The organism is Paraburkholderia lycopersici (genome assembly GCF_900096975.1).
GTDB classification, from domain to species: Bacteria; Pseudomonadota; Gammaproteobacteria; order Burkholderiales; family Burkholderiaceae; genus Paraburkholderia; species Paraburkholderia lycopersici.
The window spans coordinates 360584-383714 of sequence record NZ_FMYQ01000001.1; the positions used below are offsets into that span (position 1 = coordinate 360584).

The 23131-nt window shown below is 66.4% G+C and carries 21 protein-coding genes; 5 read left to right on the forward strand and 16 right to left on the reverse strand.

Going from position 1 to position 23131, the window contains the following annotated elements:
- The first annotated feature begins 49 nt into the window (after positions 1-49).
- Entirely contained in the window at positions 50-1171 is a 1122-nt protein-coding gene (gene ftsY, locus BLU17_RS01515; RefSeq protein ID WP_091993475.1) for a signal recognition particle-docking protein FtsY, read from the forward strand.
- Between the two features lie 88 nt (positions 1172-1259).
- On the opposite strand, the gene maiA is transcribed toward ftsY, so the two are convergent.
- Both maiA and BLU17_RS01525 read right to left on the reverse strand, forming a co-directional pair.
- Complete coding sequence (gene maiA, locus BLU17_RS01520; RefSeq protein WP_091993478.1) at positions 1260-1907, reverse strand: maleylacetoacetate isomerase; 648 nt, start codon at positions 1905-1907, stop codon at positions 1260-1262.
- A gap of 36 nt (positions 1908-1943) precedes the next feature.
- Positions 1944-2642, reverse strand: a complete 699-nt coding sequence (locus BLU17_RS01525; protein WP_091993480.1) for a fumarylacetoacetate hydrolase family protein — start codon at positions 2640-2642, stop codon at positions 1944-1946.
- A 277-nt stretch (positions 2643-2919) separates the two neighbouring features.
- On the opposite strand from BLU17_RS01525, the gene ybiB reads away from it, so the two are divergent.
- Positions 2920-3885, forward strand: a complete 966-nt coding sequence (gene ybiB, locus BLU17_RS01530; RefSeq protein WP_091993482.1) for a DNA-binding protein YbiB — start codon at positions 2920-2922, stop codon at positions 3883-3885.
- Positions 3886-4495: 610 nt separating this feature from the next.
- A complete protein-coding gene (gene leuA, locus BLU17_RS01540) occupies positions 4496-6142 on the forward strand; it encodes a 2-isopropylmalate synthase (RefSeq protein ID WP_091993488.1) in 1647 nt (548 codons plus the stop codon).
- 169 nt (positions 6143-6311) lie between these two features.
- Here leuA and BLU17_RS01545 read toward each other — a convergent pair whose 3' ends face one another.
- Positions 6312-6695 (reverse strand): nuclear transport factor 2 family protein, encoded by a 384-nt coding sequence (locus tag BLU17_RS01545; RefSeq protein WP_028201838.1) that lies wholly within the window; start codon positions 6693-6695, stop codon positions 6312-6314.
- Positions 6696-7228: 533 nt separating this feature from the next.
- Between BLU17_RS01545 and rpoH the strand changes: the two genes are divergently transcribed.
- On the forward strand, positions 7229-8164 hold the full coding sequence (gene rpoH, locus BLU17_RS01550; protein ID WP_091993491.1) for an RNA polymerase sigma factor RpoH: 936 nt from the start codon (positions 7229-7231) through the stop codon (positions 8162-8164).
- Positions 8165-8377: 213 nt separating this feature from the next.
- Here rpoH and nagE read toward each other — a convergent pair whose 3' ends face one another.
- The 11 genes from nagE to BLU17_RS01605 all read right to left on the reverse strand — a co-directional run bounded on the left by nagE (position 8378) and on the right by BLU17_RS01605 (position 21482).
- Entirely contained in the window at positions 8378-10138 is a 1761-nt protein-coding gene (gene nagE / locus BLU17_RS01555; RefSeq protein WP_091993493.1) for an N-acetylglucosamine-specific PTS transporter subunit IIBC, read from the reverse strand.
- Between the two features lie 117 nt (positions 10139-10255).
- Positions 10256-12838 carry a phosphoenolpyruvate--protein phosphotransferase gene (ptsP, locus tag BLU17_RS01560; RefSeq protein WP_245746681.1) on the reverse strand — a complete coding sequence of 861 codons (2583 nt, stop codon included), beginning with the start codon at positions 12836-12838 and terminating at the stop codon, positions 10256-10258.
- A 39-nt stretch (positions 12839-12877) separates the two neighbouring features.
- Positions 12878-13885, reverse strand: coding sequence for an SIS domain-containing protein (locus tag BLU17_RS01565; protein ID WP_091993499.1), 1008 nt, complete (start codon positions 13883-13885; stop codon positions 12878-12880).
- Positions 13878-14981 (reverse strand): N-acetylglucosamine-6-phosphate deacetylase, encoded by a 1104-nt coding sequence (gene nagA, locus BLU17_RS01570; RefSeq protein WP_091993501.1) that lies wholly within the window; start codon positions 14979-14981, stop codon positions 13878-13880. Before nagA ends, BLU17_RS01565 begins: the two co-directional genes overlap by 8 nt.
- Positions 14982-15076: 95 nt before the next feature.
- Entirely contained in the window at positions 15077-15811 is a 735-nt protein-coding gene (locus BLU17_RS01575; protein ID WP_091993504.1) for a GntR family transcriptional regulator, read from the reverse strand.
- A gap of 445 nt (positions 15812-16256) precedes the next feature.
- Positions 16257-17069: a MetQ/NlpA family ABC transporter substrate-binding protein gene (locus BLU17_RS01580; RefSeq protein WP_091993506.1), complete on the reverse strand. Its 813-nt coding sequence runs from the start codon at positions 17067-17069 to the stop codon at positions 16257-16259.
- Between the two features lie 175 nt (positions 17070-17244).
- A complete protein-coding gene (locus tag BLU17_RS01585) occupies positions 17245-17886 on the reverse strand; it encodes an SCO family protein (RefSeq protein WP_091993508.1) in 642 nt (213 codons plus the stop codon).
- Between the two features lie 4 nt (positions 17887-17890).
- Positions 17891-18796, reverse strand: a complete 906-nt coding sequence (gene cyoE, locus BLU17_RS01590; RefSeq protein WP_091993510.1) for a heme o synthase — start codon at positions 18794-18796, stop codon at positions 17891-17893.
- Positions 18797-18805: 9 nt separating this feature from the next.
- Entirely contained in the window at positions 18806-19915 is a 1110-nt protein-coding gene (locus BLU17_RS01595) for a COX15/CtaA family protein (RefSeq protein ID WP_091993511.1), read from the reverse strand.
- A gap of 38 nt (positions 19916-19953) precedes the next feature.
- A complete protein-coding gene (locus BLU17_RS01600) occupies positions 19954-20607 on the reverse strand; it encodes an SCO family protein (protein ID WP_091993514.1) in 654 nt (217 codons plus the stop codon).
- 104 nt (positions 20608-20711) lie between these two features.
- The gene (locus BLU17_RS01605) at positions 20712-21482 is read right to left on the reverse strand and encodes an SURF1 family protein (RefSeq protein WP_091993517.1); all 771 of its coding nucleotides are present in this window, start codon (positions 21480-21482) and stop codon (positions 20712-20714) included.
- Positions 21483-21587: 105 nt separating this feature from the next.
- Here BLU17_RS01605 and BLU17_RS01610 point away from each other — a divergent pair, with 105 nt between their 5' ends.
- Positions 21588-21797 (forward strand): twin transmembrane helix small protein, encoded by a 210-nt coding sequence (locus tag BLU17_RS01610; protein ID WP_091994171.1) that lies wholly within the window; start codon positions 21588-21590, stop codon positions 21795-21797.
- Positions 21798-21921: 124 nt separating this feature from the next.
- Here BLU17_RS01610 and BLU17_RS01615 read toward each other — a convergent pair whose 3' ends face one another.
- Positions 21922-22779: a cytochrome c oxidase subunit 3 gene (locus BLU17_RS01615; RefSeq protein WP_091993520.1), complete on the reverse strand. Its 858-nt coding sequence runs from the start codon at positions 22777-22779 to the stop codon at positions 21922-21924.
- A 103-nt stretch (positions 22780-22882) separates the two neighbouring features.
- Complete coding sequence (locus BLU17_RS01620; protein WP_091993523.1) at positions 22883-23104, reverse strand: DUF2970 domain-containing protein; 222 nt, start codon at positions 23102-23104, stop codon at positions 22883-22885.
- Positions 23105-23131 lie beyond the last annotated feature (27 nt).

Genomic DNA, 23131 nt, shown 5'->3' on the forward strand with positions numbered 1-23131 from the left:
TCGCCGACCTCCCCGGTCCGACCTCCACGCGCCTGACCCACGCCAGATCATGTTCAGTTTCTTCAAACGATTCCGCGGCTCGAAGGACGCCGAGAACGCGCAGGCCGAAGCCGCCGAAGCGCCGCCCGCACCCTCAGCACCGTCCGTTCCGCCAGCCGTGACCGCACCGCCTGCGGTCGCTCCGGTAAAGCCGGTCGAGCCCCCGCAAGTTGCCGCCAACGAACCCGAAACAGTCGAGATCGTCCCGCCGCCCGCGCCCGAACCCGTCGCGAAGCAGTCGTGGCTCGCGCGCCTGAAGTCGGGACTTTCGAAAACGAGCTCGAACATCCAGAGCATCTTCGTCAACGCGAAAATCGACGACGATCTCTACGAAGAGCTCGAAACCGCGCTGTTGATGTCGGACGCGGGCGTCGACGCCACCGAATATCTGCTGGAAACGCTGCGCCAGAAAGTGCGCGCCGAACGCCTGACCGACGCGCAGCAGGTAAAAGCCGCCCTGCGCACGCTGCTCGTCGAGTTGCTCAAGCCGCTCGAAAAGTCTCTGGTGCTTGGGCGCGCACAGCCGCTCGTGATGATGATCGCGGGCGTGAACGGCGCGGGCAAGACCACGAGCATCGGCAAGCTCGCCAAGCATCTGCAGCGCTTCGACCAGAGCGTGCTGCTCGCGGCCGGCGACACCTTCCGCGCCGCCGCGCGCGAGCAACTCGCCATTTGGGGCGAGCGCAACAACGTGACCGTCGTGCAGCAGGAAAGCGGCGACCCGGCCGCGGTGATCTTCGACGCCGTGAGCGCCGCGCGGGCGCGCCGAATCGACGTGGTGATGGCCGACACCGCGGGCCGCCTGCCCACGCAGCTGCACCTCATGGACGAGCTGAAGAAGGTCAAGCGCGTGATCGGCAAAGCGTTCGACGGCGCACCGCACGAAGTGCTGCTCGTGATCGATGCGAACACGGGCCAGAACGCGCTCGCGCAGGTCAAGGCATTCGACGACGCGCTCGGCCTCACCGGCCTCATCGTCACCAAGCTCGACGGCACGGCCAAGGGCGGGATTCTCGCCGCAATCGCGCGCCAGCGCCCCGTGCCGGTGTATTTCATCGGCGTAGGCGAAAAGGTCGAAGACCTGCAGCCGTTCGTGGCAGAGGAATTCGCCGACGCGCTGCTTGGCGTCTGAAGCCGCGCTTTTAGCTGGATTTAGATATAAAAAAGGCGTCGTTCGCGCGAACGGCGCCTTTTTCATGCGACTGGAACGAGACTGGCGCTTATTCCGAATCTGGCTGCGCACCCGGCTCCGCGCGCGCGAACGCATCGAGCGTCAGCGCGTAGTCGTTGATACGCTGAATCGTCGGAAAACACGCCGTGTCGATCTTGAAGCGATTCGCGTTGAAAACCTGCGGCACGAGGCAAAGATCGGCGATGGTCGGCGTATCCCCGTAGCAAAGCTTGCCGGTGCGCGCATCGCCGGCGAGACGCTGTTCGAGCGTCGCGAAACCCGCCTCGATCCAGTGGCGATACCACGCGTCCTTTGTCGCGTCGTCCGCACCGACCGTGTGCTTGAGGTACTTCAACACGCGCAGGTTGTTCACCGGATGAATCTCGCACGCGACTTGCAGCGCAAGCGAGCGCACGTGCGCGCGATCGGCGGGCGACTTCGGCAAAAGCGGCGGCTCGGGGTGCGTTTCTTCCAGATACTCGATGATCGCGAGCGACTGGTGGATCGTGTGCCCTTCGTCGTCGACGAACGCCGGCACGATCGCATCGGGGTTCACCTGGCGATAGGCGGGCTTGAGCTGCTCGCCGCCGTCGCGCACGAGGTGGACCGGCACATATTCGTATGACAGGTTCTTCAGGTTCAGCGCGACACGCACGCGATACGACGCCGAACTGCGGAAATAGCTGTAAAGCTTCATGCTCCTCTCTTGCTCCTCTTCGAATCGTGACGCAGTTCAGGCGACGCGCACGGCGAACTCGCCGATTCCCTCCACGCCACCCGTCATCAGATCGCCCTTGGCCACGGCGCCCACGCCTTCGGGCGTCCCCGTGAAGATCAGGTCGCCGGCCTTCAGCTCAAAAAGCGTCGAAAGGAACGCGATCGTGTCGGCAACCGGCCAGATCATCTGCGAAATGTCCGAGCGCTGTTTTTGCTCGCCGTTCACGGCGAGCCAGATCGCGCCCTTCGCGAGCTGGCCGACCTGCGAGACCGGGTGGATCGGGCCGATGGGCGCCGAATGATCGAAGCCCTTGGCCGTATCCCACGGGCGGCCGAGCTTCTTCGCTTCGGCTTGCAAGTCGCGACGCGTCATGTCGAGGCCGAGCGCATAGCCGAAAACATGGTCGAGCGCGCTGGCGACGGGGATGTCCTTGCCCCCCTTGCCGATCGCCGCGACCAGTTCCATCTCGAAGTGCACGTTCTGCGACTGCGCCGGATACGGGAATTCAGCGGTGGTGCCAGGCGCGACGTAGAGTACGGCGTCCGCCGGCTTGGAGAAGAAGAACGGCGGCTCGCGGTTCGGATCGTGGCCCATCTCGCGCGCATGCGCCTCGTAATTGCGGCCAACGCAATAGATGCGTCGCACCGGGAAGCGCGTGTCGCTGCCCGCCACCGGCACCGATGCGAGCGGCGCCGGTTCGAATGCGTAAGTCATGAAGTTCTCCGTCTTTGTGATGGGGCGTGCGCGAGGCACGCGGGCGTATCGGCTTGTCAGGTTGCGCAGGCACGGCTTGCGCCGTCGGAACCATCGCGAGTGTAGCGCGCGACGGCTGGCGCGCGCGGCAGGGCTCTCGCGCGGTTGGGGCCGCGGCGGCGCTCATGCGATACTTTCCCTATCCCCGCTAACGAGACGAGATGGCGCGCCGCGCAGGAGAAAGCGTCATTGCCTCGCACGCCCGCGCCTCTCGCCGCCAAACGAACCCCGCTTGCCCATGACCACCGCCGACTCCACCGACACCTTTCCGTGCGCCCGCTTCATCAAGGAGATCGGCCGCGGGCCGCATGGCGCACGCGCGCTCTCGCCGGAGGACACGCACGCGCTTTACGCCGCCATGCTCGACGGTCGTGTGCGCGAGCTCGAGCTAGGCGCGGTGCTGCTGGCATACCGCCTCAAAGGCGAAACCGCGGACGAGCTTGCCGCGATGCTCGCGGCTGCACACGCTTCGTTCGCGCCGCTCAAGGTGACGCACAGCGATTATCGGCCGGTGTCGATTCCGAGCTACAACGGCGCGCGCAAGCAGCCCAATCTCGTGCCGCTGCTGGCCCTGCTGCTCGCTCGCGAAGGGGTGCCGACGCTCGTGCACGGCGTCACCGCCGATCCGGGTCGCGTGACGAGCGCCGAGATCTTCGCGGCGCTCAAGCATCCCGCAGCGCACGACCACGCTGACATCGAGGCGCTGCTGGCAACGCGCCGCGTGGCATTCGCCTCGATCGAAACGCTCGCGCCCAAGCTCGCGCGCCTGCTCTCGCTGCGCCGGCGCATGGGCGTGCGCAACTCCACGCATACGCTTGTGAAGCTGCTGCAACCGTTCGCGCCACCGGGCCTGCGGCTCGTGAACTACACGCATCCGCCGTACCGGGACAGCCTGAGCGCCCTCTTCGCGGCGCACCCCGACGCAGCCGTGGGCGGCGCGCTGCTCGCGCGCGGCACCGAGGGCGAAGCGGTCGCCGACACGCGCCGCCAGGTGCAGGTCGACTGGTTGCACGACGGCATCTGCGAAACGCTGGTCGAGCCTGGGCGCTCGACGCCCGACGCGCCCGAAGTCGCGCTCCCCGAAGGCCGCGACGCGCCCACGACTGCCGCCTGGATCGAAGCCGTGCTGCGCGGCGAAGCGCCCGTGCCCGACGCGATCACGCGTCAAGTCGAAACGATCAAGCGGATCGCGAAACGCGCTTGAGGTCGATCCGGGCTGCGGCGCGAGCCGTCTCGAGCGGCCTTCACGCGTGCGCACAAGGCCGCGTCCGAGCCGCTTACCGACCCGCTTACCGACCCGCTCGCCTGCGCCTTCGGCACGCATCTGAGCGCATTTGCTTTCTTCCACGCGCGCCGGGGCCCCCAATTCCCTGTTGACACATGCGGCCGAGGTGTCTTACATTCGACCAATGCGTTCCTTCCCGAACACCCTCCGAATTACCTTCGGCCGCCTGGCGGCCCTATCGCTACGTCTAGCGTAAGCCTGGCGTAGCGCTGCGCGACCACTTCCCCGGTCACGCAGTCCTCCCAAAGCAGTTCTCGCAGTACCCCAAACCCGCAGTTTCCTTACAACTTGTCGTCTCTATTCGTCCGTTTACCGTTCGGACGAATCGCGAGGGTCAAAATGCACGTTGCATGGGCATCGTTTTCGTTGTTTTCGTCCGCAATCGCGCTGGTCACCGCCATCGCCGCGTTCGTCACATCGGCTCGTTTTACCCGGTCGTTTGCAACCGTGCGCACCGTGCCCCGTCGTCAGCAAGCCAGCCGCCCGCTCACGACCATCCTCGCAAACGACAAAACGAACGAGGCATGCCATGTTGCGTAATCCCGCCGAGAAGTACCGCCCCTTCCCCGCCGTCCGTCTCAACGGCCGCCGCTGGCCCACCCGCACCGTCGAGCGCGCGCCCGTCTGGATGAGCACCGATCTGCGCGACGGCAACCAGTCGCTCATCGAGCCGATGAGCATCGACCAGAAGACCGAATTCTTCGAGATGCTGGTCGCGATCGGCTTCAAGGAAATCGAAGTCGGTTTTCCGTCGGCGTCGCAAACCGACTTCGATTTCGTGCGCAAGCTGATCGAGGAAAAGCGCATTCCCGACGACGTGACGATCGAAGTGCTCGTGCAGTCGCGCGAGGAACTGATCGCGCGCACCTTCGAGGCGCTCGACGGCGTGCCGCGCGCGATCGTGCATCTCTACAACGCGATCTGCCCGTCGTTCCGCAAGATCGTGTTCGGGCAGTCGAAGGACGACGTGAAGGCGCTCGCGGTGGAGGGCACGCGCCTCATCCGCCAGTACGCCGACGCGCGCCCCGGCACGCACTGGACCTACCAGTACTCGCCCGAAACGTTCAGCATGACCGAACTCGCGTTCGCGCGCGAAGTGTGCGACGCCGTTGCGCAGACCTGGCGCCCGACGCGCGACCACAAGATGATCGTGAATCTGCCGGCCACCGTCGAAGCCGCGATGCCGAACGTCTACGCCGACCAGATCGAGTGGATGGACCGCAACCTCGCGTACCGCGACAGCATCGTCCTTTCGGTACATCCGCACAACGACCGCGGCACGGCCGTCGCCGCCGCCGAAATGGCGCTGCTCGCGGGTGCGGACCGCATCGAGGGCTGCCTGTTCGGCAACGGCGAGCGCACCGGCAACGTCGACCTCGTGACGCTCGCGATGAACCTCTACACGCAGGGCATCGATCCGGGCCTCGACTTCTCCGACATCGACGCCGTGCGCCGCATGGTTGAGCGCTGCAACCAGTTGCCGGTGCATCCGCGCCACCCGTACGCGGGCGACCTCGTGTTCACGGCGTTCTCGGGCTCGCACCAGGACGCGATCCGCAAGGGCTTCGCGCAGCAACGGCCCGACGCGGTCTGGGAAGTGCCCTACCTGCCGATCGATCCCGCCGACCTCGGCCGCAGCTACGACGCGGTGATCCGCGTGAACAGCCAGTCGGGCAAGGGCGGCGCGACGTATCTGCTCGAGCGCGGCATGGGCTTCACGCCGCCGCGCCGCGTGCAGATCGAATTCAGCCACGCCGTGCAGACGGTCGCCGATGCGTCGGGCGAGGAAATCACCGGCGAGGCCGTCTGCGCGCTGTTCGCGCGCGAGTACTTCGAGATGCATGCGCCGGCCGCGCACGTCGGCGCGGGCCGCGTGCGCTGGGAGGGGCGCGAAGTCGCCATGCCGGCCGCTGCCCACATCGACGAGGCGCATGCGCAGGCCGTGGCCGACGCGATTGCGGCCGTGGCTGGGGAGCGCGTCCAAATCACGTCGTTAGAGACCGTATGCACGGCGCAAGGCGGTACAGCCGTGTTCGTCGGCGCGCGCGTGGGCGGCCAGCCGCTGCGCCACGGCGTGGGCGTAGCCGAAGACGAGGTCCATGCATGCGTCGCCGCCGTTGTGAGCGCGGTGAACCGCGCGGACTGGCCACATGTCGATCGCCGCGCGGCGGCCTGACGGCCGGCGCATCACGCCGCGCCTGGCGCTAGCAAGGCGTGGCAAAAAAGTTTGCGGTTGAGCAGGGAAGCAGGGGGCGGCGCCGTTGAGCGCCGGCGGCAAAACGGGCCGCCGGCGTGCGCCTGAAACGCCGAGGCGGCGCTTCAGCGAGGGGACCGACCAGTCGTCGTCACTCGATCGCGCAACGCGTCGCCTGCCAGGCGAGCAGCCGCCAATGCCCGCCCTCCTGCGTCTGGATTGCCGTGTACGCGATCGGAAAGAGCAGCGCGCCATTGTTCGCCTCCATCTCGATCAGCACGCGGCCGGACACCACGCAGGCCTCGTTCCCCGCGTGCAGCACGTCTTGCGACTGGATCTCGATCTGGCGGTAGCGGCGGCGGCCCGCCGTGATCGCGTCGATGAACTGCTGCTTGGTCTCGCGTTTGCCGTTCGTGTGGACGAAGGTCGCATGGTCGGACAGCAACTGGTCCAGTGACGTGCCGTCGCCGTCGACCATCGCGCGAAAGCGCTCGCGCTCCAGCCCGCGAATCGCATCGATCAGTTTTGCCGCCATCGCTCGAGCCCCTTGCGCTGGTCCGTGCGCCTCACGCAGACCCACGCCAAAGATTTACTGCATGCGCCTGGCTGAAATTTATACCAGGATTTGGCGCATGGATACTTGCGATCAAAAGCGACGTTCCCATATTGAAACAACACGCCATCCCCTGGCCGCCCGCGCCCTGATGTCGCAGTGCAGCACTTTCAGCGTTATCTGATGTCTACATTTGCTTATGGTGGTAACGGTCAGCGCCGCAACGCCGACCGGCACAGATCCAACCCCATTTCGTCGCATCGGACTGCATCCCGTTCTACGTTCTAGAGTGTTTCTTCGGCCCACCCGCGCGCGAGCCCGCGCCGGCTGGCGAGCCGCGTCCCGCCTGGCTGTCAGCGCCTCGGTGAAATCTATCGAAACAACTATTTCGATAGCATCGCCGGAACCTTGAAGTCCCTATAGGCTCTAATGATTAGCACTCGGTGATTCAGAGTGCTAACATCCACCGTGGAGTCGCTGTCTGACTTTTGCAAGATTCCTTAGGAGTTCGCTACGTGAGCAACGCAATGACCATGACCCTTCCGAATACGCTGAGCCCGTCGTCGGCCAAGGCCGGGGGTTCACTGGCGCTCGCGAATGCTTCCCTGCTGCCCGGCCAGTTGGGCAACATCGACGCCTACATCCAGGCCGTGAACCGGATCCCGATGTTGACGCCGCAAGAGGAGCGCCAGTTCGCGACCGAGTTTCGCGAGCAAAACAATCTCGAGTCCGCGCGCCGGCTGGTGCTGTCGCACCTGCGGCTCGTGGTGTCGATCGCGCGTAATTATCTCGGCTACGGCCTGCCGCATGCCGACCTGATCCAGGAAGGCAACATCGGCCTGATGAAGGCCGTGAAGCGTTTCGACCCCGAGCAGAACGTGCGCCTCGTGTCGTACGCCATGCACTGGATCAAGGCGGAAATCCACGAGTACATCCTGCGCAACTGGCGCATGGTGAAGGTCGCCACGACCAAGGCGCAGCGCAAACTGTTCTTCAACCTGCGCAGCCACAAGCAGGGTTTGCAGTCGTTCACGCCCGAGGAAATCGACGGTCTCGCGCAGGAACTGAACGTGAAGCGCGAAGAAGTCGTGGAGATGGAAACGCGTCTGTCGGGCGCCGACATCGCGCTCGAAGGCCAGACCGAAGACGGCGAGGAATCGTTCGCCCCGATCGCCTGGCTCGCCGACTCGCACAGCGAGCCGAGCGCCGTGCTGGCTGCGCGTTCGCGCGACCGTCTGCAGTCCGACGGCATCGCGAGCGCGCTGGAAGCGCTCGACGCGCGCAGCCGCCGCATCATCGAGGCGCGCTGGCTCAACGTCGCCGACGACGGCTCGGGCGGCTCGACGCTGCACGAACTGGCCGACGAGTTCGGCGTTTCGGCCGAGCGCATTCGCCAGATCGAGGCGAGCGCCATGAAGAAGATGCGTACGGCGCTCGCCGACTACGCATAAGCGCCGGCGGGCTTCCTCGCCGCATCGAAAGCCCCGTTCGCGAGACCGGGGCTTTTTCTCTTTTGCCCGCGACACGACACAAGAGCGGCGCAACCGTCCGGCCGCTGCCGCACCTTGGGCGGCAGCGTCGGCGTAGTCAGCGGCGGACGGGCGCTGCCCAAAAAACGCCGCGGCATGTGCCTCGGCGTTTTCCATGGGCTTGCAGTGAACCGATCACGCAGGCTGGAGCGTCAGCGCACGCGCATAACGCGCCGCCGCGTCGCCCACCACGATGTGCACCGTATCGGCCGAAACCCACACCACGTCGAGCGCGCCGAGCTTCGTGCGATCGACGGCCGCCGGGTCGCGCACGATCACGCGCAAGCGCGTGGCCGCTACGGCGTCGAGCGAAACGACGTTGGAGGCGCCCCCAAGCACCGCCAGCCAGCGCGACGGGTTCGGATCGAGCGGGCCTGGCGCGACGTCCATGCTCGCGGTCGCAGCGGCGGTTGCGGTGGCCTGTACCGCCTGGGCGTGAACCGCGGCTTGCGCCGCCGGCGTTGCCCTGGCGGCCGCCGTGCCGCCGCGCGCGACCTCGCCGCGGATTTCGTCGGCGATGATGTCCGCTTCCGGGCCGATGATGACCTGGACGCTTTCGCCGCCGCGCTTGAGCACGCCCCTCGCCCCAATCGCCTTCAATGCCGGTTCCGAGACATGCGCCGGATCGGCCACCGTGAGACGCAGACGCGTCGTGCAGGCATCGACCACCTTCAGGTTGGCCGCGCCGCCCAGCGCATCGATATAGCGCGCCGCGCGCGAGAGCGAGGCAGCCGGAGCGGCAACGCCCGACATCGACGAGGCGATCGCCGTGTCGCCGGCCGAACCCTCGCGGCCCGGCGTAGGCAGATTGAAGCGGCGGATGAAGAAGCGGAACAGCGCGTAGTACACGACCGCATAGGCCACGCCGAGCGGAATCGCTTCCCAGCCGTGCGTGGAGAGCCCGAAATTCAGCACGTAGTCGATAAAGCCCGCCGAAAATGTGAAGCCGAGCTTGATGCCCAGCAGCGAGCAGATTGCGAGCGAGAGCCCCGTGAGCACCGCGTGGATCGCATAGAGCACGGGAGCGAGGAACATGAACGTGAACTCGATCGGCTCGGTCACGCCCGTGAGGAACGAGGTGAGCGCCATCGAAAGCAGCAGACCAGCCACCATCGCGCGGCGCTCCTTCGGCGCCTCGTGGAGCATGGCGAGGCACGCCGCCGGCAAGCCGAACATCATCACCGGGAAGAAGCCGGCCATGAAGCTGCCGGCCGTGGGGTCGCCCGCGAAGAAGCGATGCAGGTCGCCGGTCACGGCCGCGCCGCCGCCCGCCGGCGTGAACGTGCCGAACACGAACCACACGAGCGAGTTGAGAATGTGGTGCAGACCCGTGACGAGCAGCAGGCGGTTGAGCAAGCCGTACACGAAGGTGCCGACCGCGCCCGCCGTGGTGAGCCAGTGGCCCGCGCTGTCGATGACGGCCTGGATCGGCGCCCACACGTAGCCGAACACCACGCCCAGCACCACGCATACGAGCCCGGTGACGATCGGCACGAAGCGTTTGCCGCCGAAGAACGCGAGGAACTCGGGCAGCTTGATGTCCTTGAAGCGGTTGTACAGCATGCCCGCGACGATACCGGCCACCACGCCCGACAGCACGCCCATGTTGAGCTTGTCGTTGATGTCCTTCATCACGGCGGTCTGAACCAGATAGCCGAGCGCGCCCGCGAGCGCCGCGACGCCGTTGTTGTCCTTCGCAAACCCCACGGCGATGCCGATGGCGAACAGCAACGGCAGGTTGTCGAAGATCGCGCCGCCCGCGTCGGCGACGACCTTGATGTTGAGCATGTCGGCCTGGCCGAAGCGAAGCAGGATGCCGGCGACCGGCAGCACCGCGATCGGGAGCATCAGCGCGCGGCCGAGGCTTTGTATCTTGAGAAACGGATTGCCATCCATTGAACTGCCTCCAGTCCCTGTCTCTTGCGTGACGTATGTTCGTGAGAGAGGCCGGCGCACGATCGCTGCGCGCGCCAGCGTGTTGAAATGATTGGTCGGGTGTGTTGAAGAAAGCGGTCAGTCGAGCGGCCAGGTTGCGCGGCTCGCCGCGCGCACGGCTTGCGCCGATTCGAGCGCGAGCGCGTTCTGCGCACGCTGGCGGCATTCGCCGTAGTCGAGCTTGCGCACGCGCGCCTTGATCGACGGCACGGAAACCGGGTCGACGGAAAGCTCGGTCACGCCGAGGCCGATGAGCAGCGGCACGGCAAGCGGATCGCCCGCCAGCGCGCCGCACACGCCCACCCATTTGCCGTGCCTGCTCGCGCCCTCGACCGTCGCGGCGACGAGGCGCAGCACGGCCGGATGCAGGCCGTCGGCCTGCGCCGCGAGGTCGGGCTGACAGCGGTCCATCGCGAGCGTGTACTGCGTGAGGTCGTTGGTGCCGATCGAGAGGAAATCGGCGTGGCGTGCAAGCTGGTCGGCGAGCAGCGCGGCCGACGGCACTTCGATCATCACGCCCACTTCGACCGGCACCGCGCGGCCTGCTTCGCGAGCGAACGTCTCGATGCGCTCGCGCAGACGCACGAGTTCGCCCACGTCGGTGACCATCGGCAGCAGGATGCGCACCTTGTCCGCCGGCTTCACGGCGACGAGGCCGCGCAACTGGTCGTCGAGCAGGTCGGGCCGCACCTGGGCGAGGCGTATGCCGCGCAGACCGAGCGCCGGATTCGGCTCGGGCGGCAGCGTCAGATAGTCGACTTCCTTGTCGGCGCCCACGTCGAGCGTGCGAATGATCGCCGTGCGGCCCGCGAGCGCGTCCACGATTGCCTGGTAGCCCTGACGATGTTCTTCCACCGTCGGCGCGGCCTGACGATGGATGAACATCAGTTCGGTGCGCAGGAGCCCCACGGCGTCCGCGCCGTTTTCGACAGCGGTGGCGGCATCTTCCAGCGTCGCGATGTTCGCCGCGACTTCGACGGCGTGGCCATCGCGCGTGGCCGCCGCCTCGTGCGAGGTGCGGCGGTTCGCTTCGCGCACGCCCGCGAGGCGCTGCTTCTCGCTACGCGCGCGTTCGACGTCGAGCGCGCTCGGCGTGTAGGCGAAACGGCCCGCGCCTGCATCGACGATGACCTCGGTGCCCTCGGGCACCGCATGGAGCGCGTCGCCGAGCGCGACGATCGCCGGAATGCCAGCCTGGCGCGCGATGATCGCGGCGTGCGAGGTCGCGCCGCCGCGCGCCATCACGAGCGCCATGACGCGTGCGCGGTCGAGCGAGGCGAGATCGGAAGGCGTGAATTCGTCGGCGGCGAGCACGGCTTCTTCGGGCAGCGCGCGCGCGGCCGTGTTCGAAAGCCCAAGTGCGCGCAGCACGCGCTTTTCGAGGTCGCGCAGATCGGCGGCGCGCTCCGCGAGCAGCGGGTCGTCCACCTTGCCGAGCACCGCGATTTGCGCGCGGATCACTTCGCGCCATGCGTAACCCGCACTCTTGCCGAGGCTGATCGCGTCGCGCGCGGCGTCGACGAGCGTCGGGTCTTCGAGCAGCACGCGGTGCATCGTGAAAATGCCTGCCTCGCCGATCGCGCCGCGCCGGGAAGCCGTGCGAACGCTCTGGTCCAGCTCGGCGTCCACGGCCGCGATGGCCTTGTCGAGCAGGCGGCTTTCGGCCGCCGATGCGCCGCTCGCGAGTTCGGGCGGCGCGAGTTCGGCTTCGTCCCAGCGCACCAGCTTGCCGACCGCGACGCCCGGTGCCGCGCACACGCCTGCCAGCACGCCGGGCTCGGCGGACGACGCCACCGCAGCCGCGGCAGCCTGCACCACGGGCGCGGGCGACTGCTGCCGTGCCGGCGCTTCGCCGCCCTCGCCGGGCGCTTCGCGCAGGAGTTCGCTGGCTACGACGTCGACGGCGCGCTGCGCCTCGCTGCCGATGCCGACGAGCTCGATGGTCGCGCCCTCGCCCGCGCCAAGGCCGAGCAGACCCACGACGCTCTCGATGGCCGACTTGCGTTCGCCGAAACGCACCTCGACGCGCGCATCGATGCCGCGCACGGCTTCGCGCGCCCGCGCCGCAGGCCGTGCGTGCAGACCGCCCGCATGCCTGAGCGTGATGTTGCGGCGCACTTCGTTCGCGACCAGGTCGTCGGCGCGGACGATTTCCACCCCGTTGCGCGCGCGCAGCACGAGCAGCGACGTCGTGCCCGCCTCGACGTGACCCGAGCCCGCGCGCTCGATCACCTCGAAAGCGTCCGAATTCGCGATCGCCACAACCGAGACGAGGCTCGGCGCGCTGCACGCCACGACGTCGAGATCGAACTCGATGAGCGTGTCGCCCCGGCGCACGTGCGCGCCCTGCGCGACCTTCGGCGCGAAGCCTTTGCCGTTCAGCTCGACGGTGTCGATGCCGATATGCACGAGCACCTGTGCGCCTTCGGCCGTCTGCAGCGTGACCGCGTGGCCGGTGCGCGCGAGATGCATGACCATGCCGTCGCACGGCGCGACGAGCCGGCCGACGAGCGGATCGACCCCGATGCCGTCGCCGAACAGCCCTTCTGAGAACACGGGATCGGGCACCGCCGCGAGCGGCACGACCGGCCCGGTGAGCGGCGAGACCAGGACGATGCGCCCCTCGCCGATATGGCCCTCGGTGCGAGTTGACGGATCCATCAGGCTAGACTCCTCGATGCGTTCCATTCGCTTTCCAATCTAGTGGGTTTCGGTGACTTTGTTCAGGTAACGCGGCTCGTCGGGATTGCGGCCGCGGGCGGCGGCAAGACCGGCCGCCATCACGTAGAACGAAAGAATGGCCGCGATGGGATCGAGTGCCGCGTCGGCGGTCGTTGCGAGCGGCAGCGCCGCGCCGGGTACGTCGGCGGGCGCGGCGAGCAGCACGCGCGCACCACGCCGTTCCATGTCGCGGGCGAAGTCGATCAGGCCGGCCTGCTCCGGCCCGCGCGGCGCGAACACGAGCAGCGGGTAGTCGCGATCGATCAACTCCATCGGGCCGTGCCGGACTTCGGCGCTCGAAAACGCCTCGGCCTGAATACCGGAGGTCTCCTTGAGCTTGAGCGCCGCCTCCTGCGCGATGGCGAGGCCCGGACCGCGGCCGATGACGATCATCTGTTTGACGTCGCGCAGTTCGTCGACGGCTTTCGACCAGTCGAGCGTGCCCGCGCGACCGAGCGCGTCGGGCAGCGCGCGCACGGCGTCGAGGAACGCGGCGTCGCGCTGCCAGAAGCCGACGAGCTGCGCCGACATCGCCAGCATCGCGATATAGCTCTTGGTAGCCGCAACGCTCAGCTCGGGGCCGGCGAGGAGCGGCAGTTCGCGGCCGGCGGCCTCGGCGAGCGGCGAGCCCGCGACGTTGACCATCGCGGCTGTCAGCGCACCCGCCGCCCGCAGCGTCTTGATGGTCGCGACGAGATCAGGACTCCTGCCTGATTGGGAGAAAGCAAGGGCAAACTGGCCGCGTACGCGCAAGGGCGCCTGCTGAAGCGTCGCGATCGACATGGGGATCGAGGCCACGGGCACGCCGATGCGGCTCATGGTGAGCGCGGCGAAGTAGCTCGCCGCATGGTCCGAGCTGCCGCGCGCGACGGTAAGCGCGACATGGCGCGGCTCGGCCCCGAGCGCATGGGCGAGCGCCTCGACGCGCGAGGTGTCCGCGAGCTGCGCGGCGACGACGCCGGCCGATGCCAGCGCTTCCTTAAGCATATTCGACAATCGATTCTCCTTCGACATAGGTCGCGGTGAGCGCCAGTTCGCGGTCGAACACGTTGACATCGGCCCATGCGCCGCGCGCGAGGCGCCCCCGGTCTTCGATGCCGAGGTAGTCGGCGGCATAGCGCGACAGGCGCGCGGAGACGTCGGCGATCGGCAGGCCGATCGAGACGAGGTTGCGCAGCGCCTGGTCCATGGTGAGGGTGCTGCCCGCGAGCGTGCCGTCGGCAAGGCGCACGCCGCCGAGGCACTTCGTCACGTGCTGGCTGCCGAGGCGATATTCGCCGTCGGGCATGCCGGTGGCCGAGGTGCTGTCGGTCACCACGTAAAGGCGCGGAATGGCGCGCAGCGCGGCGCGGATCGCGCCGGGATGCACGTGCAGCAGATCGGGGATGATCTCCGCGTACTCGGCATGCGCAAGCGCCGCGCCGACGAGACCCGGATTGCGATGATGCAGCGGCGACATCGCGTTGAAGAGGTGCGTGAAGCCACGGGCGCCGTGTTTGAGCGCGGCCACGGCCTCGTCGTAGGTCGCGAGCGAGTGGCCGAGCTGCACGCGCACGCCGCGCGCCGCCATCTCGCCGATGATCTCGATATGGCCGGCGATCTCGGGCGCCACGGTCACCACGCGAATCGGCGCGATCGACAGGTACTTGAGCACTTCGTCGAGCGCCGCGGAGACGGCCGCGTCAGGCTGCGCGCCAAGCTTGCCCGGATTGATGTACGGGCCCTCGAGGTGCACGCCCAGCACGCGTGCGCCGCCCGGCGTGCGGTTGCGCGCCACATCGCCGAGACCCGCGACCACGCTCATCAGCTCGTCGCGCGGAGCGGTCATGGTGGTGGCGAGCAGGCTCGTCGTGCCGCAGCGCGCGTGGGTGCGCGCGATGGTTTCGATCGCGTCGCCGGCTTCCATGACGTCGGCGCCGCCGCCGCCGTGCACGTGCAGATCGATGAAGCCCGGCAGGATGTAGGGCGCGTCGTTCTTCGCCGGATCGGTGGCCTCGCCCGTGATCGCGGTGATGCGCCCGTTCTCGAACGACAGCGAGCCGTGGATCCAGCCTTCAGGGGTGAGTATGTTTCCGCTCAGCATGAGATTTTTCCGATTAGGCGCATCAAAGCGCGGGGGACCTTTCGGTGACGTGCATGAGAGAGACTGCGGCGGCGTTCCGTTCCCGCGCGCGGCGCTCACTGGCGCAACTCCGCAACGAAGTCGTAGTAGCCGTCGCGACAATAGGTGTCGGTGAGCTCGATGGCGCGCTGATCGGCGGAAAAACCCACGCGCGTGATGACGAGCAGCGCCACGCGCGGCTCGACGCCCATCAGCGCGGCGATCTCGCTCGTCGCGTTGAGCGCGCGAAAATGTTGCAAGGCGCGCACCACGGGTACGCGGCGCTGCTCCAGATACGCGTAAAGCGAGCCGTCGAGCGCTTCCGGATCCGGCACGATCGAAACTGGCAGCGCCGAGTGCTCCACCGCCATCACGGTGCCGTCGGCGCGGCGCAGGCGGCGCAGGCTCGCGACCGACGCACCGGGCGAGAGGCCGAGCTGCACGATCTCCTCCCGGCGCGCGGGGCGAACCTCGCGCTCGAGCCACACCGAGTCGGGCGTGAAGCCGCGCTGCTCCATCTTCTTCGTGAAGCCGGTGAGACGCGAAAGCGGATCTTCCACACGCGGCGTGATGAAGCTGCCCGCGCCGCGCGCGCGCCGGATCAGCCCCTGCTCGACGAGCAGCTCGATCGCCTTGCGCGCCGTGATGCGCGACACGCCGATGGCGTCCGAAAGCGTGCGCTCGGAGGGCAGCGCCTCCCCGGCCGACCACACGCCGCAGTGAATGGCCGTGGCAAGGTTGCGCGCAAGCTGCAGATACAGCGGCGTCACGTTGCGCGCATCGGGCATCAGGGCAGACCAACGGGTTTCCATGGACTTGGCGCCAGCGGTTGGACAGATCGTGGAGGGCCGGACTGGCGAACGGGCCGCATGGCGGCGCGAAGTGGTCCGGTTCAAAGGCAAGCCCATTATATAACCACAATAATACCAGTCAACAGGCGCCGATTTGGCGTGACAAAGACGAAAAATATATATATAAATCAAATGCTTACTTGAAATTACAAGCCTTCCGCCAAGGACGAACAAGCATCAGGATTTACCCTTGAGTGCGACTCATGGGCTCCTCAATGGAACCAATGTGGCCTGCAATGACCGTTCGACGCATACCAGCGTAAGACCGCCATAGGACCAGGAACCCGTCTTCGGCGGGAAGCCGCGCGGGCAATAAAAAAACGCCGTGGCTTTCGCCACGGCGTTCGGGTCCTGCTGTTGGGGGATGCCCGCGTCGATCCGACGCGGGCCGCCACGCGAATGTCGTTTAGAACGACGGGACCATCGAGCCCTTGAATTCGTTCTTGATGAACTGGCGCACGTCTTCCGACTGATAAGCGGCAACCAGCTTCTTCACCCACGGCTTGTCCTTGTCCTGGGTGCGCACGGCGATCACGTTCGCGTACGGGCTGTGAATGTCTTCCAGCGCGATCGCGTCCCTGGTCGGCTGCAGGCCGGCGGCGAGCGCATAGTTCGTATTGACGACGGCGGCGTCGACGTCGGCGAGCGAGCGCGGCAGTTGCGCGGCGTCCAGTTCGACGAACTTGATCTTCTTCGGGTTCGCGGCGACGTCGAGCGGCGTGGCGTTGCTGCCGTTCGTGCCCGCGCCCGCGCGCAGCTTGACCACACCCTTCGATTGCAGCAGCAGGAACGCGCGGTTTTCGTTCGAGGGATCGTTGGGCACCGCGACCTTGGCGCCTTGCGGCAGATCGTTCAGCGACTTGAGCTTCTTCGAGTACACGCCGATCGGCGAGATGTACGTGAGACCCACACTCTGGATCTTGTAGCCGCGCTGCTTGATCTGGCTGTCGAGGTAGGGTTGGTGCTGGAAGCTGTTGGCGTCGAGATCGCCGGCGTCGAGCGCGGCGTTCGGTTGCACGTAATCGTTGAATTCGATGACCTTGACGTTCAGGCCTTCGCGCCTGGCGACCTTCTGGACCACGGCCCAGACCTGCGCGTCCGGACCGGAGACGGTACCGACCTTGATGACCTGGTCGTCGGCGCGGACGCCGAAGCTGGCTGCGAGCGTGGTGGCGGCAACGCCGGCGAGGAGGGCTTTAATCAGATTTCTGCGCTGCATGGAGGTAATGTTCCTGCGTGGTTTTGTTGTGGCTCCGGTCAAACGGCATCGTGTGCGTCTGCTGGACGATATAAATCGTCTCATATGGCACCGGCCACGCGAAATAAAGAATTCGCATACTGGTATGCCGGCGAAACACCGGATACCAGGCAGCGGCAAAGGCCAAGGTGTCGCCTTAGTCGGAGTTCGAGCCGAGGAGAATCTTCAGATCGTGCAGCCAGGGCGTGACGCCCTGCCCGTCGCGCGCGAAGAGGCGCAGCTTGCCGGTCGTGTCGAACACGTAGCTCGCGGCAGTGTGGTCCATCGTGTAGCTGTTCGGCGAGTTGCCGGGCACCTTCGCGTAGTACACGCGGAAGTCCTTCGCCACCTGCTTGAGCTGTGCTTCATTGGCGGGACGCAGCCCGATGAAGGTCGGATTGAACGCGGTCACGTACTGGCCCAGAATCTGCGCGGTGTCGCGATCGGGATCGACGGTGACGAACAGCACCTGCACGCGCCTGGCGGCGTCGGGCCCGAGTTGCTCGAGCGCCTGCGAAAGCTCGGCCATGGTGGTCGGGCAAACGTCCGGGCAGTGCGTGTAGCCGAAGAACAGCACGACTACCTTGCCCTTGAAGTCGGCGAGCGTACGCGTCTTGCCGCTCGTGTCGGGCAGTGCGAAGTCCTTGCCGAACTGCGTGTTGCCGGTGATGTCGAGGTTGGAGAACGACGGCGGCTGCTGGCCGCAGCCCTGCAGAACCAGCGCCCCGCCAAGCGCGCCGGCAAACGCAAACGCAACGAGTGTGGCACGCGCCGCACGCGCCAACGTGGAGCTGACCATATCGTTACGCCCCGATGAGCGCATGAACGTAGTGATCGACGAGCAGCGCCACGAACAGCAACGAGAGGTAAACGATCGAATAGCGGAAAGTCTTGCGTGCGAGCGCGTCGGAGTACTCGAGATAGATCTTCCACGCATAGGCGAGGAACACGGCGCCGAGCAGCACGGCCGCAGCCAGATAGAGCAGACCGCTCATGCCCGAGATGTACGGCATCAGCGTGACCGCGAACAGGATCACGGTGTAGAGCAGGATGTGCAGCCGCGTGTACTTTTCGCCGTGCGTGTTGGGCAGCATCGGCAGGCCGGCGTTTTCGTAGTCCTTGCGGCGGTACAGCGCGAGCGACCAGAAGTGCGGCGGCGTCCACACGAAGATGATGAGCACGAGAATCCAGGCGTCGCCGGGCACGTGACCGGTGACGGCGGCCCAGCCGAGCGCCGGCGGCATAGCCCCCGAAGCGCCGCCGATCACGATGTTCTGCGGCGTAGCAGGCTTGAGCAGCAGCGTGTAGATGATCGCGTAGCCGATGAAGGTCGCGACCGTGAGCCACATGGTGAGCGGATTGGCGAACGTGTACAGCACCCACATGCCGATGCCGCCGATCGCCGCCGAGAAGATCAGGATCTGCGTGCTCGTGATCTCGCCGCGCGCCGAAGGACGCCAGGCAGTGCGACGCATGCGCGCATCCACCTTCTGTTCGACGAGACAGTTGATCGCAAAGGCCGCGCCAGCCGTGAGCCAGATGCCGACGGTGCCGCCGATCAGCTGCTTCCAGGGCACCATGCCCGGTACGGCGAGAAACATGCCGATGACCGCGCAGAACACGGCCAGTTGCGTGACGCGCGGCTTGGTAAGCGCGAGATATTGCGAAATCCGGCTACCGGGCGATTGAGGGAGCGTTGTACTTTCCATAGGGCGGGGTCACACCGCAGCGGTGTCGCGCGCAGGGAGAACGGCGCGGCCGGGGCGGCTACAAGCAATTCGAAAGTTTAGCACGACGACCAAAAGCAGCAGGATCGCCGCGCCACCGTTGTGCGCCACGGCGACAGGCAGCGGCCACTGCAGCACGATGTTGGAAAGCCCCGTCAAAAACTGGATCGCGATCACGATCAGAACCCAGTTTGCAGGGCGTCGCAGCGATGCATAGCGCCGCAACTTGAGGGCGAACCATACCAGATAAGCGATCACAATGAACGCGAACGTGCGATGCGTCCAGTGGATCGCGACGAGCGCGTCCTGCGTAATAACGTCGCCGTTGCCGTCCATGCCGAGCGCGCGCCAGAGATGAAAGCCGTGATGAAAATCCATCGGCGGAATCCAGGCTCCGTTGCAGGTCGGGAAGTCGGTGCAGGCGAGCACCGCGTAGTTCGTGCTCACCCAGCCTCCCAGCGCGATCTGCGCGACGAGTAGCACGAGCGCCGCGATCGCGGCCACGCGCCAGCGCGCCGCGTCGGGTTCGAACGCGGGCAGCGGCGTCATGCGCGTGGCAAGCCATGCCAGCGAACCGAGCAGCGTGAGGCCGAGCAAGAGGTGCGTGGTCACGATGATCGGCTGCAGCTTCATCGTCACCGTCCACGCGCCGAACACGCCCTGCACGACGATCAGTCCGAGCAGCGCCGTGGGCCACCACGGCGAGACGTGCAACGGCAGACGCTTGACGCGCGCGCGCCAGGCAATCGCCATCTGCGCAATGATCAGAACACCGATAGCCATTGCGAAATAGCGATGAATCATCTCGATCCACGCCTTCGTCATGCTCACGGGTCCGCTCGGCATGGCGAGGTGCGCTGCGGCAATCTGTACATGCGCGATGAACGGCGACGACGTGCCGTAGCAGCCCGGCCAGTCCGGGCACCCGAGGCCCGAATCGGTGAGACGCGTGAAGCCGCCGAACATCACGAGGTCGAGCGTCATGAACGTCGTGAGCCACACGAGCTTGCGAAACTTGTCGTCGTCGGCCTTGACCCACACCCACGAGAGCGGCAGCAACGCGATGCACAGGCCGATCAGGCCCAGCTCCAGGATAAACATCTCTCTTACTCTTTTCTGTCAGATTCGCGCAGCGCACCTTAACCGATGCTGGACCACTTGAGGAGTTTAGTGACGTCCTGTTTGATTTTCGACGGATCGGCATTCGCGGGGAATCGCATCATCAGATTGCCGTTCGGATCGACCATGTAGATGTGATCGGTGTCCTTCGTCGTTTCCGTGGCGGGCAGCCATGCCGCCACCGCGACGGGATCGGCACGCAGCATGCGCGTATCCGCGTAGGCGCCCTTCACCTTTTCGGGCACGCTCGCGCCGTCGGTGCGCAGCCAGACCGTGACGATGCGCTCGCGCTCCGGGCCCTGCGTCGCGCGCACCTGACGCATGAAGTAGAGCTTCGTCGCGCAGGCCTCGTCGCAGGCGCCGCCATCGACCGAGACCATCAGCCAGCGCCCCTTGAGCGAAGCGAGCGGCACGTCATGACCGTCGTCGCCCGTCACCATGAGCGCGTCGGGAACCGGCCGCTGCGGCTCGATCAGCGCGCCATAGCTCGTCGTGCCGCCCTTCGGCTTGATTACGTAGTACGTGAAGTACGAAATCGCGATAGGCGCGGCGCAGATGAGCGCGATGACGAGAAGCGTCCAGCGGCCGCGCCGCCGCGAGTCCTTCGGGACGCGGGGGGCATGCGTGGCGGCCGGCTGCGCGGCCTGGGCGGAACGGGGGGATTGCGTCGACACTCTCGTGGAACCTCACATCTGTCGCTTTCAGTTGTCCATGTACTGCGTGCGCAGCGCCAATGTCTGGATGATGTCCGGATGAAACTGATTCGTCCGATGGATCGTCAGGCATCCTTCGTACTGCCGTTGCCGGGTTCGGCCCGCTCCTGCGGCCCACCTTCTGTGCGCGCTTTTGTCGCAGCCTTGCGAGCGGCGAAAAGGCCAAACCCGAGGGCCGCGAGAGCCATGCCCCACCACTGGAGCATGTAGCCGTAGTTGCGCTCGACATCGGTATCGGGCACGGGCCAGTCGCGCACGAGCCCGTCCTTGAAGGCCGGCACGAAGCCGGTTTGCTGGATCACGAACGGCTGCAGCGGCAACCCGGTTGCCGCCGCGTAGGAAGCGACGCCGAGATTCTGCCGTATCTTCTGATGCGCTGCAGAGCCCCCGGCACCGAGTTCGAATGCGCGCGAGGCGTCCGCGCGCGCGATGCCTTCCACTTCGACCGGCCCCGATGGCGTTTCGTAGGGCGCGATCGCGGCGCGGTCGGCGATGTTGCGGGGCAGCCATCCGCGATTCACGAGCACGTAGCCGCCGCCTTCGAGTTCAAGCGGCATCACGACGTAAAAGCCCGGCTGGTCGTTATAGGGACGGTTGTCGAGATACACCACGCGCCCGGGCAGAAAAGTGCCGCGCGCGCGCACGCGATGGAACTCGACGTCCTTCAGCGCGAGCGGCGCGCCGCCCACCGGCTGCGGCGCGGACGATTCGTATTGCGTGATCTGCGCCTGGAGCGCCTCCTTCTGATGCGCACGGTCGCGCTGCCAGAAACCGAGCCGGATCGTCACCGCCATGACGATCAGGATGAGCAGTGCGGGAACGAGCCGGATTTTCATGGGGCACGTCCGATGCGCACGATACCGATGATCGAACCCCGCGCCGCGCAGCGCGGTGCGATAATGAGACAGGCGTTTTCAGACATGCCAAATTCCGTGAACTTCATGCACATACTCGTCCCCGTCGCGTTCGCGCTGATCATCGCGAGCATGATCTCCGCGCTCTACTTCATGATGCACGACCGGGGCCGCACCAAGCGGATGGTCTGGTCGCTCGCCGCTCGCGTCGGCCTTTCCATCTCGCTCTTTCTCTTCATTCTCTTCGCGCACTGGATGGGATGGATCCAGTCCACCGGGATTCCTTACGGTCGCTGACTACGGCTGAGCGCAGGGGCGCAAACTCCGTTCCGGAAAACACGAGGCGCCGCGCCGACGAAGTCGGGCGGCGCCTTCTCATTCTCCACGAATGCGCCGCGGCATGCGCGCGGCGCACCCCGCGTCATAGCCAGTACACGACGACGTAGAGGCCAAGCCAAACCACGTCGACGAAGTGCCAGTACCACGCGGCGCCTTCGAACGCGAAGTGATGGTCGGCGGTGAAGTGGCCGCGAATGAGCCGGATCATCACCACCGTGAGCATCGTGCCGCCAAGGAACACGTGGAAACCGTGGAAGCCGGTGAGCAGGAAGAACGTCGAGCCATAAACGCCCGAAGCGAGCGTGAGATTCAGTTCGTTGTATGCGTGGATGTACTCGAAGGCCTGCAGGAAGAGAAAGCACACGCCGAGCACGATCGTCGCGGCGAGCCACGCAATGGCCTTCGTGCGATGGTTGTCGCGCAGCGCGTGGTGCGAAACCGTGAGCGTCGCGCCCGACGAGAGCAGCAGCGCCGTGTTGATGGTCGGCACGGGCCACGGCGTCATCGAGCGGAAGTGCGAGACGAGTTCGGCGGGGCCGGTGTTCGGCCACACCGCCGAGAAGTCCGGCCAGATCAGCTTGTAGTCGAGGCTGCCGAGCTGATGCATGGCGATCGCGCGCGCATAGAAGAGCGCGCCGAAAAATGCACCGAAGAACATCACCTCCGAGAAGATGAACCAGCTCATGCTCCAGCGGTACGACACGTCGACGCGCTTGCCGTACATGCCGCCTTCGGACTCGGCGATGGCGTCGCCGAACCAGTGCCAGAGCGTGAAGAGCAGCCACAGCAGACCGGCGGCCACGCCGATCGGCGCCCACGACTCGCCGTTGATCCACGACGCGAGCGACGCGAGCATGACCAGAAGACCAATGGACGCGCTGATCGGATGCCGCGACGGATGCGGTATGAAGTAGTACGGGCTATCGTTTTGGCCGCTCATGCCTGTTTCTCCAATTTCCAGTTGCTCCGGACGCCGCCGGGTGCTTGTGCTCGAGACTGTCCTCGCTGTTCTTCGCTTCGCGCGCGGCACGCCGCGCGCCAGATCACCCCACCACCGCGTGCACGATCAACAGCAGCACGACGATGAACAGCACCGCGCCGATGATCCCCGCGGCAATCAACTGCGCGGGATGCAGGTTCGCGGCATCGGCTTCGAGATCGGCGCGCTTGCGCACGCCGAGGAACGACCATGCCACCGCCTTCATCAGTTGCAGGACGCCGCCCTTCTTCCTGTTCGCGGAGTCCCCGCCGCCTTCGTCGTTCATTGTCTGTCGCCTCCTGGCTTCGTCCCT

Bases quoted from the DNA above. Each gene is read 5' to 3' on its own strand.
- ftsY (WP_091993475.1), top strand. From the start codon at position 50: ATGTTCAGTTTCTTCAAACGATTCCGCGGCTCGAAGGACGCCGAGAAC.
- maiA (WP_091993478.1), bottom strand. From the start codon at position 1,907: ATGAAGCTTTACAGCTATTTCCGCAGTTCGGCGTCGTATCGCGTGCGT.
- BLU17_RS01525 (WP_091993480.1), bottom strand. From the start codon at position 2,642: ATGACTTACGCATTCGAACCGGCGCCGCTCGCATCGGTGCCGGTGGCG.
- ybiB (WP_091993482.1), top strand. From the start codon at position 2,920: ATGACCACCGCCGACTCCACCGACACCTTTCCGTGCGCCCGCTTCATC.
- leuA (WP_091993488.1), top strand. From the start codon at position 4,496: ATGTTGCGTAATCCCGCCGAGAAGTACCGCCCCTTCCCCGCCGTCCGT.
- BLU17_RS01545 (WP_028201838.1), bottom strand. From the start codon at position 6,695: ATGGCGGCAAAACTGATCGATGCGATTCGCGGGCTGGAGCGCGAGCGC.
- nagE (WP_091993493.1), bottom strand. From the start codon at position 10,138: ATGGATGGCAATCCGTTTCTCAAGATACAAAGCCTCGGCCGCGCGCTG.
- ptsP (WP_245746681.1), bottom strand. From the start codon at position 12,838: ATGGATCCGTCAACTCGCACCGAGGGCCATATCGGCGAGGGGCGCATC.
- BLU17_RS01565 (WP_091993499.1), bottom strand. From the start codon at position 13,885: ATGCTTAAGGAAGCGCTGGCATCGGCCGGCGTCGTCGCCGCGCAGCTC.
- nagA (WP_091993501.1), bottom strand. From the start codon at position 14,981: ATGCTGAGCGGAAACATACTCACCCCTGAAGGCTGGATCCACGGCTCG.
- BLU17_RS01575 (WP_091993504.1), bottom strand. From the start codon at position 15,811: ATGGAAACCCGTTGGTCTGCCCTGATGCCCGATGCGCGCAACGTGACG.
- BLU17_RS01580 (WP_091993506.1), bottom strand. From the start codon at position 17,069: ATGCAGCGCAGAAATCTGATTAAAGCCCTCCTCGCCGGCGTTGCCGCC.
- BLU17_RS01585 (WP_091993508.1), bottom strand. From the start codon at position 17,886: ATGGTCAGCTCCACGTTGGCGCGTGCGGCGCGTGCCACACTCGTTGCG.
- cyoE (WP_091993510.1), bottom strand. From the start codon at position 18,796: ATGGAAAGTACAACGCTCCCTCAATCGCCCGGTAGCCGGATTTCGCAA.
- BLU17_RS01595 (WP_091993511.1), bottom strand. From the start codon at position 19,915: ATGTTTATCCTGGAGCTGGGCCTGATCGGCCTGTGCATCGCGTTGCTG.
- BLU17_RS01605 (WP_091993517.1), bottom strand. From the start codon at position 21,482: ATGAAAATCCGGCTCGTTCCCGCACTGCTCATCCTGATCGTCATGGCG.
- BLU17_RS01610 (WP_091994171.1), top strand. From the start codon at position 21,588: ATGCACATACTCGTCCCCGTCGCGTTCGCGCTGATCATCGCGAGCATG.
- BLU17_RS01615 (WP_091993520.1), bottom strand. From the start codon at position 22,779: ATGAGCGGCCAAAACGATAGCCCGTACTACTTCATACCGCATCCGTCG.
- BLU17_RS01620 (WP_091993523.1), bottom strand. From the start codon at position 23,104: ATGAACGACGAAGGCGGCGGGGACTCCGCGAACAGGAAGAAGGGCGGC.